At 37.7% G+C, this 16,476-nt stretch carries 12 protein-coding genes; 11 read left to right on the forward strand and 1 reads right to left on the reverse strand.

The genetic code is table 11. The features are described 5' to 3' along the window. Positions 1–44 precede the first annotated feature (44 nt). The 9 genes from AB4153_RS02970 (at position 45) to AB4153_RS03010 (ending at position 12,257) form a co-directional block, all read left to right on the forward strand. Positions 45–1,079 (forward strand): LacI family DNA-binding transcriptional regulator, encoded by a 1,035-nt coding sequence (locus AB4153_RS02970; protein ID WP_102527282.1) that lies wholly within the window; start codon positions 45–47, stop codon positions 1,077–1,079. Between the two features lie 365 nt (positions 1,080–1,444). Then, complete coding sequence (locus AB4153_RS02975) at positions 1,445–2,161, forward strand: NrtR DNA-binding winged helix domain-containing protein (RefSeq protein WP_102527392.1); 717 nt, start codon at positions 1,445–1,447, stop codon at positions 2,159–2,161. Between the two features lie 134 nt (positions 2,162–2,295). Continuing rightward, entirely contained in the window at positions 2,296–3,651 is a 1,356-nt protein-coding gene (locus AB4153_RS02980; protein ID WP_248956387.1) for a glycoside-pentoside-hexuronide (GPH):cation symporter, read from the forward strand. An 89-nt stretch (positions 3,652–3,740) separates the two neighbouring features. Further along, positions 3,741–4,808 (forward strand): glycoside hydrolase family 43 protein, encoded by a 1,068-nt coding sequence (locus tag AB4153_RS02985; RefSeq protein ID WP_371996318.1) that lies wholly within the window; start codon positions 3,741–3,743, stop codon positions 4,806–4,808. A 322-nt stretch (positions 4,809–5,130) separates the two neighbouring features. Further along, positions 5,131–8,154, forward strand: a complete 3,024-nt coding sequence (locus AB4153_RS02990) for a TonB-dependent receptor (RefSeq protein WP_371996319.1) — start codon at positions 5,131–5,133, stop codon at positions 8,152–8,154. Between the two features lie 199 nt (positions 8,155–8,353). After that, positions 8,354–9,082 (forward strand): SapC family protein, encoded by a 729-nt coding sequence (locus AB4153_RS02995; RefSeq protein ID WP_303517148.1) that lies wholly within the window; start codon positions 8,354–8,356, stop codon positions 9,080–9,082. 129 nt (positions 9,083–9,211) lie between these two features. After that, on the forward strand, positions 9,212–10,699 hold the full coding sequence (locus tag AB4153_RS03000) for a tryptophan halogenase family protein (protein ID WP_371996320.1): 1,488 nt from the start codon (positions 9,212–9,214) through the stop codon (positions 10,697–10,699). Between the two features lie 6 nt (positions 10,700–10,705). Further along, complete coding sequence (locus tag AB4153_RS03005; RefSeq protein ID WP_102527287.1) at positions 10,706–11,389, forward strand: DUF6445 family protein; 684 nt, start codon at positions 10,706–10,708, stop codon at positions 11,387–11,389. A gap of 13 nt (positions 11,390–11,402) precedes the next feature. Continuing rightward, positions 11,403–12,257 carry a ThuA domain-containing protein gene (locus AB4153_RS03010; RefSeq protein WP_371996322.1) on the forward strand — a complete coding sequence of 285 codons (855 nt, stop codon included), beginning with the start codon at positions 11,403–11,405 and terminating at the stop codon, positions 12,255–12,257. Here AB4153_RS03010 and AB4153_RS03015 read toward each other — a convergent pair. Beyond that, the gene (locus tag AB4153_RS03015; protein WP_371996323.1) at positions 12,254–13,264 is read right to left on the reverse strand and encodes an SMP-30/gluconolactonase/LRE family protein; all 1,011 of its coding nucleotides are present in this window, start codon (positions 13,262–13,264) and stop codon (positions 12,254–12,256) included. The genes AB4153_RS03010 and AB4153_RS03015 overlap by 4 nt on opposite strands. Before the next feature lie 185 nt (positions 13,265–13,449). Between AB4153_RS03015 and AB4153_RS03020 the strand changes: the two genes are divergently transcribed. Together AB4153_RS03020 and AB4153_RS03025 are read left to right on the forward strand one after the other, a co-directional pair. Then, positions 13,450–14,652, forward strand: coding sequence for an endo-1,4-beta-xylanase (locus AB4153_RS03020; protein WP_371996324.1), 1,203 nt, complete (start codon positions 13,450–13,452; stop codon positions 14,650–14,652). Positions 14,653–15,214: 562 nt separating this feature from the next. Further along, complete coding sequence (locus tag AB4153_RS03025) at positions 15,215–16,381, forward strand: endo-1,4-beta-xylanase (protein ID WP_371996325.1); 1,167 nt, start codon at positions 15,215–15,217, stop codon at positions 16,379–16,381. Positions 16,382–16,476 lie beyond the last annotated feature (95 nt).

Below are 16,476 nucleotides of genomic sequence, written 5' to 3' on the forward strand. Positions count from 1 at the left end.
TTAACTGTTTAATTTCTCGATGTAGTTTTATTAGTAGGTAAGCAATGGTCAAAGTAAAAAAAGCCCGCATACAAGATGTAGCGCTAGAAGCGGGTGTGTCAATGATGACTGTATCAAGAGTGTTAAATCAAGATCCTAAAGTCAGTGATAGCACTCGCAGTAAAGTGCTAGCCGTTGCCGAACAGTTACAATATCGACCTAATGAATCTGCTCGTCGTTTAGCCAGTAATAAATCTTATTTAATTGGATTACTTTATGATAATCCTAGTGATGCCTATATAAGTCAGTTTTTGTTAAGCGCGTTAAAAAGTTGCCGAACTAAAGGGTTTCATTTAGTCGTTGATGAGGCGGATAAGAACATTGAAAAAACACTGCAATCTGTAAAAGATTTGATCAATGAAACCAAAGTCGATGGGATGATATTATTGCCGCCTGTGTGTGAGCAAAAAGAAATTATTGATTGCTTACAAGATGCTAATGTTCCATTTGTGAGAGTGGCTCCCGACAGTCAGTTAACCATCTCTCCGTATATTTGTATGGATGATTATCAAGCTGCGTTTGATTTAACTGAAATGCTTATTAAGCAAGGCCATAACAAAATTGGCCATATTATCGGTGATGCTAATCAAGGTGTTAGTCGCTTACGCTATCAGGGTTATTTAGATGCTTTACGCTCAAATAAAATCAACACGCCACCAGAATACATTGAACAAGGTTGCTTTACTTATCAATCTGGCATGGTTGCAGCGAAAAAAATGTTAGCTTTAAAAGACAAACCTAGTGCCATATTTGCTGCCAATGACGATATGGCGGCAGCGGTAATCTCAATTGCACAAAATCAAGGGATCAATGTCCCAAATGATTTATCCGTTGTCGGATTTGATGATACAACCCTTGCAACGGTAGTATGGCCAAATATTACGACAGTAAGACAACCTATTGATGAAATGGCAAAGTTAGCTGTGAGTTTGTTTACTTCTAATAAGGTTAAAGATTTTACCGAGTTAAAAAGCAATCAATTACGTAATATTTTAGATTTTAAAATAATTCAAAGAGAGTCCAGTAAACCAATTGAATAAGCTTTTGTGGTAAAAAATTTTATACAATATAAGCAGGACTACAGTTTCGAGTTAGTCGGTGAATGAATATTTACAGATAAATATTCAATTTATTTTGTAAACACAAAGTGTCTGTTTATCAATTGGCCAAAACCGCAGCTATACAGACGCTTATCACACCAGGTATTTCTTCCTTTTTATTCAACTCTTCATCCTAAAAGCGATAAATGGATTCTGTAACAGTCATTTACAATTATGTTTTTGATGAGTAAAGTGATTATCAATTCTGTTGTGTTTAACTGTTAGAACATTTGGTAGTGGTGACTTAACTGCCGTGCGTCTTAATGTTTTATATCAAAGCTTGCTTTAATAATTGGAAACCTCCTGTGAATTTTATAAATGAAGTTATTGATGAAGAAACCATCCCAACTGATTGTATTAGTAACTTAACCGTCGATAATCTTATTTTTACCCTACATGAAGGCAAACTGAAAGTGTTGCTGGTTAAATATAATCAAGGGCTTGCAACAAATAAGTGGGGACTAGTAGGTCACTGGGTTCGTAGTAATGAAAACCTTGAAACGGCAGCATCTCGAGTTGTAAAAAATACTACAGGTGTTGAAAACTTGTACTTAGACCAACTTGGTGCATTTGGCGATGTTGACCGCTATCCTGCTAGACGCATTATTACCATTGCTTTTTATTCCTTAGTCCGTTTTGATGACACCAACTTAACTCATGGTGCTAATGCGATTGAGTGTGAATGGTTCGATGTTAGACAAGTACCAACACTGATGTTTGATCATGATAATATTTTAGCCAGTTGTTTAAATCATCTGAAATACAAAGTAAGGCATGAACCTATTGGTTTCAGTTTATTACCTGAAAAGTTCACTCTGTTACAACTGCAAGATTTATATGAATCTATATTGGGCGTAACGCTAGATAAACCCAACTTCCGCAGAAAAATATTAAAAATGGATTTACTCATCGACTGTAAAGAAAAGCAACGGAATGTAGCGCATCGTGCCGCTGCACTGTATCGGTTTGATGTGGAAGTCTATGAAAAATTAGCACAATTCGGTTATACATTCGAATACTAAAATCAAATTTAAAAATATCACAAAGACAGCATTCGCTGTCTTTTTTTACATCTCGCTAAAAGTTAATCAAAGTTGTTTACAATGTTAATGGTTTGATATAGTGTTTGTGACTATAACCTTTAGTTGGAACAGTAATGGACACTTTTATTAATAAACTCAGCATTAAAGAAAAGCTTGGATATGGCCTTGGGGACACTGCAAGTAATATCGTGTTTCAAATGGTCGCTAATTTCATGCTGATTTTTTATACCGATGTTTATGGCTTGTCGGCAGCTGCAGCTGGCACATTACTTCTATCAGTACGATTGTTTGATGGATTCACTGATCCAATTATGGGCGGAATCGCCGACAGAACCCGTACACGTTGGGGCTCATATAGACCTTACATTCTATTTTTAGCATTACCTTACGGTCTATTAGCCTGTTTAGCGTTTATAACCCCTGATTTTGATAGCACAGGCAAACTCATATATGCCTACGTTACTTATGGACTGTTAATGACATGTTACACCGCAATTAATATTCCTTATGGTGCATTAGGCGGAGTGATGGCGTCGGATCCTAAAGAACGTACATCATTACAATCATATCGATTTGCCATGGCAATGGCTGCATTAGTGGTTATCGTGTGGGCAATACCGCGTTTAGTTGAATATTTCGGTCAAGGCGAAGATGCTGTTGGTTATCCGCTAGCGATGATATTCATGGGCTCATTAGCTGCAGTTTGTTTTTTATTGTGTTTTGCAATGACAAAGGAAACATTAACCAACGAAACTGATAAACATGAACGCTCAACTCAGAGTATTTTTAAAGACTTTTTTCAGCTATTTAAAAATGACCAATGGCTGGTTATCGCGATTATTAGTCTTGCTACGTTGATCCTTATCGGAATTCGAGCATCTGTTGCACCGCACTATATTAAATATTACATCGGTGATGAGGACTTACTATCAAACTTCTTAACCTTGGCGGCAGTTGGTTCAGTCTTGGGGGCAATCTCGACTAACTTCCTCTCTAAATTCATTGAGAAAAAGATTCTGTTTCAAGTGGCTTTAGTGGTTGTTATCATTTCTCATTCATTATTTTACGTCATTGATAGTAATCAAATCGCACTTATATTTGTGACTTATTTCATTGCTAACTTTGCACATATGATCATAACGCCCATCATGTTTTCTATGGTTGCTGACACTGTTGATTATGGTGTTGAGAAAATCGGTAAAAGACTGACTGCAATTACATTTTCTGGACATTTACTGGCAATTAAATTTGGTTTTGCAATTGGTGGGGCGTTAGCTGGCTGGATATTATCAGCTTATGATTATATTCCTAATCAAGTGCAAACAGATCATACACTATCAGGTATTTTACTTGCCTTTGCTGGTATACCTATTATTTGCACGGTTGTTTGTCTAGTTGTTATTAGTAAATATCGATTAACAGAATTAGAAGTTAAAAAGATTCAATTAAACCTGGCTGAAATTAAGTGAAGTTAAGAAACCTTATTCATTATAATTAAGGTTTAACTTAATTATGTGCTGGTTAATTAAGCACATTATAAAATTGTTGAGGAATTATTATGGCTTCTGCCGTAAATAAAAGGGAAATCATGATTAATAATGAAGTGAGTGATGCTGAAAGGAAGCAAGCGTTAGATATTAAAAAAGCCAATTCTTTTAAACAAAAGGATGAAGCATTAATTACTAGCATTTATACAGCAGATCCATCTGCTCATGTTTTCAATAATAAAATATATATTTATCCTTCTCATGATATAGAAACAGATAATGCTATTAATGATGATGGCGACCACTTTGCAATGCGTGATTATCATGTCTTGTCTATTGAGAATGACACAAATGAAGTTATTGATCATGGTGTCGCATTGAGTCTTGAGAATGTTAAGTGGGCTAGCAAACAACTTTGGGCGCCAGATGCAGCGCATAAAAATGGCACTTATTATTTCTATTTTCCCGCACGAGATTTAGAAGGGATTTTCAGAATAGGCGTTGCGACAAGTTTATCTCCAGCAGGGCCATTTATCGCTGAAGACAGTTACATCGAAGGATCTTTTAGTATCGACCCTGCTATTTTTGAAGATGATGATGGTAGTTATTACTTATATTTCGGTGGTTTATGGGGCGGTCAATTACAAAACTGGCATCAAGGACAATTTTCATCTGAAGATCAATATCCAGCTGATGATCAAGCTTCATTACCGGCTAAGATGGCTAAACTATCAGACGATATGTTGTCACTTGCCGAACCTGTGAAAGATATAGTTATCCTTGATGAAGATGGAAACGCCATCACAACTGAAGACAATGAGCGCCGCTTTTTTGAAGCGTCATGGGTTCATAAATATAATGGTAAATACTATTTTTCATACTCAACAGGCGATACCCATAATATCGCATATGGTATTGGTGATAACCCATATGGGCCTTTTGTTTATCAAGGAGTGATATTAAACCCAGTGTTAGGTTGGACAAATCATCATTCAATTGTATCCCATCAAGGCAAATGGTTTTTATTTTACCATGACTCTACTTTATCAAAGGGTCAGACACATTTACGATGCGTTAAAAAAACAGAATTACTTCACGATGAAAATGGAAAGATAATCACAATAACGGCTTATGAATAAAGAAATCATAGTTTAGGTTGTGATTTTTATTTGTCCAAATAAGTAATAGTCAAAAGGACTAGCAGCTAATAACCAATTAGGTTTTAAGCCTAATGACGCAGAAAAGTTTACACATTTAATAAAGCAATAAATGAGCAGAGAATCGACAAACTATAGCTTTATATTGAATTTAACGATTTAATAACATACGAAATCGATTGCCGTCTTTGTTAGTACTCTTTATTGGATTTTTAAATCAAGAAATTAGTGACTTCTGGGGAAGTTACTAATTTAAAAAGGAGTCATTGCCATATTGGCAATAACGAAGCGAGGGGAGAGTGAAATGTTTAATAAAAAGATAATAACCACTTCAATTCTAGCAGCACTAGGTTCTATGGCTGCAACACAAAACAGTTTTGCTGATGAAGCAACTGATGAAGTAGAAGTGATTCAAGTTACAGGTATTCGTAGCAGTTTAGTCCGTTCAATGGATTTAAAGCGAGAAGCAAATGGCGTAGTCGATGCTATTTCTGCTGAAGATATCGGTAAATTCCCTGATACTAACTTAGCTGAATCATTACAACGTATCACTGGTGTTTCGATTGATCGTTCAAACGGTGAAGGGAGTACTGTCACTGTACGTGGTTTTGGGTCAGAGCAAAATTTAATTACTTTAAATGGTCGCCAACTACCGAACACTACAGGTAGCCGAACCTTTGATTTCGCAAATATAGCTGCAGAAAGTGTATCAGGTGTTGAAGTTTATAAAACTTCAGATGCCAGTGTTACTTCTGGCGGTATCGGTGCGACAATTAATTTAACCAGTTTTAAACCACTAAGCGCGCCTGGTTTAACAGCAACGATTTCAGGTAAAGCTGTTGACGATCAATCAACTGAGACTGGTGGTGTCACGCCTGAACTGAGTGGTTTATATTCACAGACTTTTGCTGATGACACATTCGGTATCGCTATATCGGGTAGTTATCAAGAACGCGAAAGTGGTATGAAACAATTCCTTCAAGATCAGGGGTATCGCGCAAGTGATTACACCAATACAGGTTGGGGTGGTGTTCCTGCTGGTGAAGCCGGTGGTTCAAACCGTCCAACATCTGGAATTTACTCAAACCCTCAACAGCCACGTTATGTTATTGAAGAACGTCAACGTGAACGTATTAATGGTCAATTAACGCTGCAATACCGTCCTATAGAAACGCTAACTATTACAGCGGATTACACGACTTTTAGAAATACTATTGAAGAGCAACACACTGATGCATCAGTTTGGTTCAACTATGCAGGTGATCGAAGTGAATCAGTATGGACTGGCGAGCCCAATGCTGTACCCCTTATTTACTCTGAAATTTATGACATTAATAGCCCTGCAGATTTGCGAGATACTTCATTAACAGTAGGTGCTTGGGGCCGTGAAGAAATCACAGATTCAATAGGGTTAAATATTGATTGGCAAGTAACTGAGGATTTAGTGTTAACACTGGATCATCACAGCTCTAAAGCCAATATGGAAGCAACTGATCCGCGCCATGGTACGCGAAACAATGTTCAACTGCCTTCATATACTCGTACTCGTTCAGGTCTTGATTTAACAGGAAGCCTACCTGGTATTGCTATCGGTGATATTGAGAACTTTAATCCAAGTACCATGCGTTTATCGGGTAGTTGGTTTGCCAATGATAAATATACTTCAGAAATTGATCAAACTCAGTTGGATGGTAAGTACCATTTAAACAGTGATTTAAGTATCGATTTTGGTGTGTCAGTTAATACTGTTAATAACCGCTATCGCCACACCCAAGTACAACGTCCTGATTGGGGCGGAGTGGGTGAAGAAGGTGATTTCGAAGATATTAATTGGACTGAAGACACCATCTTAGACAAGTTTGATGACAGCACTGGCAATTTTGAAGGAACAGCGACTCAAAGTGATTATGATTTATTCAATCGTATTTTCTTTGCTGATTTTGACGAAATTATTAATGCTGCAGAATACGCAGATCCCGTAGCTAATGTTGATGGTTTATATGGTGACTGTCAGGCCGCATCTGGCGCAGCAGCTGGACCTAATGGTGAAGGCCAGTTCTGTGCTTCAACCCAGTGGGATGCTGATACTAACCGCTTTACTGAAGAAGAAACCACCGCTGCTTACATTCAAGCAAATTACTTAGGTGACATGTTTGATATGCCATTTAGTGTGCATGTTGGCTTACGTTACGAGCAAACAGATGTGGTATCAACAGCATCAGCACCAGGTTATAGCCGTGTTGAGTGGAATGAAGATACATCGACTTCAGTTACTGGGCAAACAGGTATTGAAACCTTAAGTCAAAGTGCAGATTATGATTTGTTCTTACCTAACATTAACTTCAATCTTGATGTAACTGACGAATTACGTGTCCGTGCTGCTGCGGGTAAGACGATTTCTCGTGCGGGTTATAACTCATTACTAGGTGGAACCACAATTAATACCGGCGGTAACTTAAGCGGTTATACCGGTAGTTCAGGTAACCCTGGCCTTGAGCCATTAGAGTCAATCAATTACGACTTATCGACAGAGTGGTATTACGACGAAGGAAGCTATGCATCTATCGGCTACTTCAAAAAAGACGTGTCGAACTGGATTAGTTATGGATCGAAACAATCAGATATCTTCAATTTGTCAGATCCACTTAATGGCGATAAATTTAATGCGGCAGTTGCTGCTTTAGGTGCTAATGCGTCAAATGAACAAATTAGAACTTATATCTTCGAAAATTATGCAGATGATCCAAATGTAACACCAAATTTTGATGAAGATGGACTGCTTGATGGCGGTAGTATTGTTGGCGACCCATTAACGGATGAAGGTGTAGTATTTAACCTTAATGTCCCTGTGAATGGCGATACAGAACATACTATCGATGGTTTTGAATTCAACGTTCAACATTTATTCTGGGACTCAGGTTTTGGGGGGATAGCTAACTACACCATGGTTGATTCTGACCTGCAATATGATGATAGTTCGCTTGAAGATACTGAAGCCTTGGTTGGCTTAAGTGATACCGCAAATTTAGTCTTGTTCTATGATAACTATGGTTTTCAAGCTCGTATAGCTTATAACTGGCGCGATCAATTCTTATCAGACAAAAGAGTTAACGGTGATTTAACTACGCCTATTTATACTGAAGAATATTATCAAATAGACTTTAATGTTAGTTATGATATTCCTGCTGTTGAGGGCCTAACCGTCTTTGCTGAAGGTATTAACATCACTGAAGAAGTCGTAAGAAAACATGGTCGTCAAAGCCAATTAGTGTTTGAAACGACACAAACAGGCGCAAGATATGGATTAGGGGTTCGCTATACGTTCTAGTAGCGAGCTGTAAATGATAGCGGCTGCCCCCAGTCGCTATCACCCTTTATCCAAATCAAGTACAAAAACTGAATTTAAAGCTAATCACAACTCGCTGTTAAATATGCATATTGTCTTCACAATAATCATCAAATTGTATGGTTAGTTCTTCATTCACGCATAACTCAACAGTAATCAATCATTATCAAAGGGTATACCCATGGCCAAGCATGTACTGCTCAATAACATTGAACATAAAGACCTTAAAATCATTACCGAGCGTTCTGCAAAATACGGCGATGACCAGTGGTTTTCCCAAACATTTGTGGCGGAATTTAAAACCGTGCAAGCTCATTATCCGATTATGTTCCAAAAGAATGCTGATACGGGAGAATTTACCCCAGTGACTTTATTTGGCTTCACTAATAATGAGAATCTATTCTTAAACGATGGTCATTGGGATGCCAGTTATATCCCTATCTCAATGCAAAGAATGCCTTTTTATATTGGAATGCAGCAATCAACGCTAAGCAGTAACACTGAACCTCAACGTGTAATTACGCTTGATATTGACTCTCCAAGAGTGAATGAAGAAACAGGTATTGAGCTATTTCTACCCTATGGTGGTAACAGTGAATATTTGGAAAACATTGCCAATATGTTGGAGTTGCTTCACCAAGGTGTTGATGAAAATAAAATGTTTATCGAAGTCCTTACAAGATATGAGTTATTGGAAGCGGTCACTATCGACGTTGAGTTAAACAATGCCAGCAAACATCAACTGATCGGCTTTTATACTATTAACGAAGATATATTGGGTCAATTAGCAGCAGAAAAAGTACTGCATCTGCACAAAGAGGGTTATCTAGAAGCAATATATATGATCATTGCTTCACAAGCCCATATAAGAAAGTTGGTTGAACTTAGAAATAAGCAGCAAACACACTAGTCATTTTTTATGTCTTATAGTGTTTTTAAAAAAGTTTATCAAACTGTTTTATATAGATTTTATTTCAAATCTATCATAAGTTATAAAAACAAATTCCATTAGTACTAATAAATTTTGCAGGCGACTCACATGACAATAAAAATAACCAATGTAGTAATCGCTGGCGGCGGCACTGCAGGGTGGATGGCCGCAGCGGCTTTCTCAAAGTTATTAGGTAAAAATATTAATGTGACGTTAGTTGAATCGGACTTGATCCCCACCGTTGGCGTGGGCGAGGCCACAATACCCACCTTGCATGTGTTTCATGACTTATTAAAAATTAAAGAAGCCGACTTTATGGCGGCTACCAATGCCACGTTTAAGTTAGGTATCTCATTTGAGAATTGGCGAGATGTTAACCAAGACTATATGCATTCATTTGGCTATATTGGTCAAAGTTGTTGGGCTGCGGGGTTTCAGCACTTTTGGCTTAAAGGCTTTAAGCAAGGCGTTGCTAGCGACATCGGCGACTATTGCCCGGAGCATGTAGCAAGTCGTGTCGGTAAATTTGCAGTGCTACCTAACCAAGACAGAAACCATGCTTTTCATACTGATGCAGGCTTATATGCCCGCTTTTTGAGATCCTTTGCTGAAAAGCACAGCGCAAAGCGTATCGAAGGAACAATAGCTAAGGTAAATTTGAATAATGAAAATGGCTTTATTGATTCATTAACGTTAGCTAATGGTGAATGTATTGCTGGTGACTTATTCATTGACTGCACAGGCTTTAAAGGCCTGTTGATTGAAGATGCGCTTCATACTGGTTATGACGACTGGCGCCACTGGTTACCTTGTGACAGTGCTGTGGCAGTACAAACTAAACAAACAAAACCATTAGTACCCTATACTCGTTCTATTGCGCGAGAGTCAGGTTGGCAATGGCAAATTCCACTACAAAATAGAATGGGTAACGGATTGGTATTTTGTAGTAAGTACTTAACTGATGATCAAGCCAAAGCCTTGTTAGTGGAAAATATTGAAGGTGAACAACTTAATGAACCTCGGGTATTAAAGTTTCGTACCGGCACACGACGCAAGCATTGGAATAAAAATTGTGTGGCTATTGGGTTATCCAGTGGTTTTATTGAGCCGCTAGAATCAACCAGTATTCATTTGATCCAACAGAGCATAGTAAGATTAATGCAAAATTTACCAACAACAGCCATGGAAAGCGGCGTTGTTGATGATTTTAATCAGAAAATGCGAGTAGAAATAGAAAATATTCGTGATTTTATTTTACTTCATTACCATGTAACTGAACGTCAAGACAGTGAATTTTGGCGTTACTGCAAGCAAATGGATATACCAGAGAGCTTACAAAAACGAATTGATTTGTTTAAACAAAGTGGCCAAGTGTATAAAACAGATCAAGAGTTGTTTGGCGAAGCTTCATGGCTACAAGTGATGTTAGGCCAAGGGTTGTTACCTGAACAATATCACCCCATTGTCGATAACATGTCAGATCAAGAATTGGCACAATTTTTAGGGACAATTAAGCAGTCTATAAAGCGTCGAGTTAATAGCTGGCCTAATCATATTGATTTCATTAATAATTATTGCAAATCTAATATACTGTAAAGCGCTATGTTCAGTATTAACCCTAATATTACACCCAGTGTTGAGTATATTGGTAACAGTAGAATACCTATTGTTATTATTGATGATTATATTGCAGATATAGCACTTGTTCGTGATGTCATTATTGCTGGCGCATATTTTACACAGGACAAGCATACTCAATATCCGGGAATAAGATCTGCCATGTCTAAAGCTGATGTGGTTTCCTATCTCAAACCTTTGATGCAGCCTTTATATAGCGTTTTTAACTTGCCTCGGGAGCTTACTCCAAGCCCACGTGATAACTACTATTCGTTACTGACAACACAGGAAACTGATTTGTCATTAATACAAACCATTCCGCATTTTGATACTTATCAACCAAACCTGATTGCTTGTATTCATTACTTATCTAAATATCAACATGGTGGTACAGCATTTTATCGACATAGAAGCAGTGGTTATGAATTTATTAATGAAGGGCGTTTACCTGAATACCAAGCGACAGTAAATACGATATCACACAGTGGTTATTGCGGTGAGCATCATCCAGATTTTGAATGTTATAAAGTGATCCCATACCAAGAAAATAGGCTGATTATTTTCCCTGGTCAGTTACTGCATTCTAGCCTAGTAATACCAGAATCAGACATCAATACCAATCCAATGACTGGAAGGTTAACAGCCAATCTATTCATTAAATTTAACTAGGATACTAATGATAATGAATACGTTTTTTAAGCACGAAATACCTCAATCCAATTTGACCATTAGTCATTTGTTGTTTGTTTTTTTGCTTGTCGTCTTTTGTCTGCCTATTAATAAATCAGCTCATGCAACGAGCTTTGACTCTCTGCCTGACAAACAATTCAATGTGCTGTTGTTTACTAAAACAAATGGATGGCATCATAAGTCAATTCCAGCAGGTGTTACGGCATTAGAACAGTTAGCTGACAAACATTATTTTAATTTGATTTGGCATGAAGAAAGCCATTACTTTAACGACGAATATCTGAGCAATGTTGATGTAGTGATATTTCTGTCGACGACAGGTGATATTCTGTCTAATGAGCAACAACAAGCGTTGAAACGCTATATACAGTCGGGCAAAGGGTTTGTCGGTATTCACAGTGCATCAGATACAGAATACGACTGGCAATGGTATCAACAACTCGTTGGGCATACGTTCGTTATACACCCAGTAGTGCAAACAGCTTGGCTGTCTAAAGTGTCTAGTGAATTTCCTGGTCTAGAGTCAATGCCTGAAAAGATGCTGTGGACTGACGAATGGTATGAGTTTGGTGAAGCTAATTCAACGGGACTGAATTATCTTTTAAGTGTCGATGAAACCAGTTATAACCCTAACGCTGATTGGGGAACAATAAAGGGCAATGGTATGGGAAGCTTTCATCCCATTGCTTGGTACCAGAACTATGATGGCGGCCGCTCATTTTATACATCACTAGGTCACATCAAACCCGTTTATCAAAATGACGTCTTCTTAGCTCATTTATACGGCGGCATATATTGGGCTGCAACAGGAAAAGGAATTGACACCACTATTAAGACATTAGATTAATTTGAATGAGTTGGTGTTATGCCTGGGATATTAGATTTAAAGGTAAATAAACCATTGCCAGTAGTGACTAGAATGGTTTTTAAGTCTTTTCCACCAAAAGCTAAGTTAGTAATTTTAGGGGCGACATAAACACTTTGAAGTAATTCGCCCTGTGGGTTATAAACATATAAATTACCTTCATTATGACTGGCTGCATAGATGTTTCCTGCGCAATCCACATTAATTCCATCCGGTGTATCAATGTCTATTTTGAACAACAACTCCCCAATTTCATTATTTTTGGTAAGTTGAAGTGCAAATATTTGATGACTGTAATCCCCGATATATATGATTTTATTGTCAGGAGATAAGCTAATACCATTGGGTTTAATGAACTTTGTTGATAATAAAGTGACTTTATTATCTTCACTGACTTTGTACACGCCAGTGAAGGGGGTTTGTTGTGGTCGCTCACTTAGTTGCCAGTCTGGATCAGTAAAGAATAACTCACCAGAAGGATGTTTTATAAGGTCATTGGGAGAGTTAAACAGCGCGTCGTTATAATCATTTACCATTACCACTCGTTCTTTAGTCGTTAGCGAAAAATTACTCACTGAACGTGTATCATGATTCATGCTGATTAACTGTTTACCATCAGACAAGAGTCCGTTGGTACCGCTATTTTCAATAAACAGTTCAATACCGTCTTGTTCGCTCCATGAATAAATAGCGGCTTCTGGCCCATTTGTTTGAGGGCTATTAAAATCCATTTCTGAAAAATAAAACTTATCTGTAAACGCTGACCAAGTTGGCCCTTCTAAGAATTTTAGCTCAGAAGTAATTAACAGGGGTGATAAGTCACTTGCAAGAGGCAGTATGTTTTTAGGACAAGTTTCTATTATTTCAGGAATTGTATCTTTTATATCCATACTGTGTAGCTTATCAACTGCCATGGGATGTGATGAAAAAGCGGCCAATACTCCAAATGTAAAAAATCTTTTTATCATTATATTACTTATTGTATTCATTCTAAAAATGTCTCAGTGAGTATTGTCATCAATGCAATTTCTTGGATCGGTTTGAGCAATAAAGTTAACGGCCTAGAGCAGCGCTGCAACACCAAGTTAACAAATATAAACTTAATGGTCAAATTGACTATTAGCTGAAAATCCTAATAAGATGACTAACACTATTTTATACAAAGGATGTAAGAATGAGACAAATCTTAAAAACGTTATTTTTAAAACATCAGGGTTTAAAACAATTGGTGGCAATGTTAGGTGTCACAATATTTCCGATAATGTTTTCAGCTCATAGCTCAGCAGAAGAAAAGGCAACGTTAAATGACTCAAATAATAAAGAAATTTTACAGCAACATTTTAAAAATGATTTTAAAATTGGTGTCGCTGTAAATGATGAAATAGTCTCAGGGCTTGATCCCGTTAGTGCAAAAATTATCACCAAACAGTTCAATACCATCACCATTGAAAATGCCATGAAGGCAGAAATCGTTAACCCACTTCCAGATCAATTCAACTTTACGGCAGCGGATCAATTTATTGATTTTGGTAAAAATAACGATATGTTCGTCGTTGGGCATACGCTTGTGTGGCATAACCAAACCCCTGATTGGTTTTTCAAACAAAAAAATGGTGAACAAAATTCTCCAGAACAACAAATTGAACGTATGGAGCAACACATTAAGTTAGTTGCAGGAAGGTATCGTGGCAAAGTGGATGCTTGGGATGTGCTCAACGAAGTCATTGGTGATGATGGCAACTATCGTCAAACCGTGTGGACTAATGTCATCGGCAATGGTGATGAAATGGCAAAAGCCGCTTTTACCTTTGCCGCCAAGTATGCGCCCAATACTGAACTTTACTATAACGATTTTAATGCCTGGAAACCGGCCAAGCGTGATGGCATTGTTAAAATGATTAAAATGCTCCAACGTGAGGGCATTAAGATCGATGGAATAGGGATTCAAGCCCATTGGGGGCTCAACTTTCCTAAACGTCATCTCATCGAAGACGCAATAGATGTATACGCAGCATTGGGGCTGAAGGTGATGATAACTGAACTCGATATTGATGTGTTGCCATTTACCAAAGAAGGGCAAGTTATTGGGCAAGGGTTTATGCACCCGCAGTTTCAAGAGCAAGAATTTAAAACTTACTTAGATCCATATTCAGATCATTTACCCGCTGACATTGAAGCAAAATTAGCAGCACGATATACAGAGCTATTTGATATATTCAAAGCAAAGCATGAAAAGATCGACAGAGTCACATTTTGGGGATTACATGATGGAATGTCGTGGAAAAATGACTATCCAATTCCGAACCGCACCAATTATTCGCTGCTATGGGATAGAAAACACCAACCTAAGCCTGCATTCAAGGCACTGTTTAACTAGACATTCGATTTCAAGCTGAATGCTTAGCGCCGCTGATAGACATTGTTGTTATTTATTTCATATTGCCGATCTTAGTGGTTGATAAACCTTATAGCCATTTGGTACTGGCTTTAACGGCTATTGGTGATAACGACTCTAATCATTCGTTTGGTGCTGAAGTTAAATCGTCAGTGAATATAAAATTAATGTTACTTAAATGTTTTAATAAGCAGCCAAATAGTCTATTTTAGATCAGCTTATTGTCCAAAAGACTATTTGGTGATTTCTCATTATAACCTAGCAGTATAGGAATAATCATAATGAGTGATTTGGACTTGATTTACAAAAAGGGGCGACCAACTGAAAACTTTACTCATCAGTTAGGCATTTCTAACCTTGGTATTAGCAGGCTATTGGTTGCAGGCATAATTAAGAGCCTGTAATTAAAGCCAATATTTATTCGGATGAGAGACTGTCAGTCACTAATTAGATCCGATTAAACGACAACTATAAACCTTGTTTGGTCTATGTATTGCATTAATATTCGGCCAGATTACTTACAAATAGCTGGACATGGAAAGTAATGAAAATAATTAATAAATTCAATAAATCCTTAATTGCAACTTGTGCCACGGTAGTTTTAGGGCTGTCAGGCTGTAATAGTGGCCAAGGTGTCACTCAGCAATCAAAACCTGAAGCACCAGCAACATTGACTCATGATATTATTTTAAAAAATCAATTTGCTGAAAACTTTAAAATGGGTACAGCAATCAGTAAATCTCAAGTATTGAACCCTACCGATCCAGAGCTATTGTTAGCGGCTAAACACTTCAATACCTTCACGCCTGAAAATTCGATGAAATGGGAGTCAGTGAATCCGCTACCTAATGAATATCAATTTGACGTTGCTGATGCATTAGTAAACTTTGCTATGAACAACAATCAACAATTGGTTGGGCACACTCTTGTTTGGCACTCGCAAACGCCAGATTGGGTGTTCGAAGATGATGCAGGAAACCCTTTAAATCGTGAGCAATTATTAAAGGTTATGGAAACACATATTAAAAATGTCGCTGGTCGTTATGCTGATCAAATATTTGCTTGGGATGTAGTCAACGAAGCACTTAATGAAGATGGCAGTTTGCGTGAATCAAAATGGCAGCAAATTATTGGTGATGACTTCATTGAACAAGCCTTTATTTATGCACAACAAGCAGCGCCTAATGCCAAACTGTATTACAACGATTACAACATGTTTAAACCTGAAAAAAGAGCAGGCGCTATTGCGTTAATAAAGCGACTGAAACAAAAAGGCATTCAAATTGATGGTGTTGGCATGCAAGCGCATTATTCACTAGATTATCCTGACTTCAAGGAAGTTGAAGATTCAATTGTCGCGTTTGCAGCAGCAGGTGTTGATGTCATGGTCACAGAGCTTGATATTTCAGTCCTACCATTTCCTGAAAACTTAGCAGCAGGCGCTGATGTTTCATTAGATGTCGCACTTCAACAACAATATAATCCGTACGCTGCAGGTTTACCCATTGAAGTAGAGCAGCAATTAGCATCCCGCTATCAAAATTTGTTTGCTATCTATAAAAAACATAGCGAAAGCATAGGCCGTGTTACGTTTTGGGGCGTGAGTGATAAGCAAACTTGGCGCAATGGTTGGCCAATGGAGGGGCGAACAGATTATCCGTTACTCATTGATAGAGATATGAAGTTAAAAGCTTTCGTGAATTCTTTATAAGCCTTTATACAAACGACAAAACAGCCACTCTTTGAACAATCACTGAGTGGTTTTTTATGATATGTAAAGGAGGTTAGAGTCTGAGGGATCCCCAC

It is taken from the genome of Shewanella sp. 10N.286.52.E4 (genome assembly GCF_041468785.1).
Taxonomy (GTDB): domain Bacteria; phylum Pseudomonadota; class Gammaproteobacteria; order Enterobacterales; family Shewanellaceae; genus Shewanella; species Shewanella electrodiphila.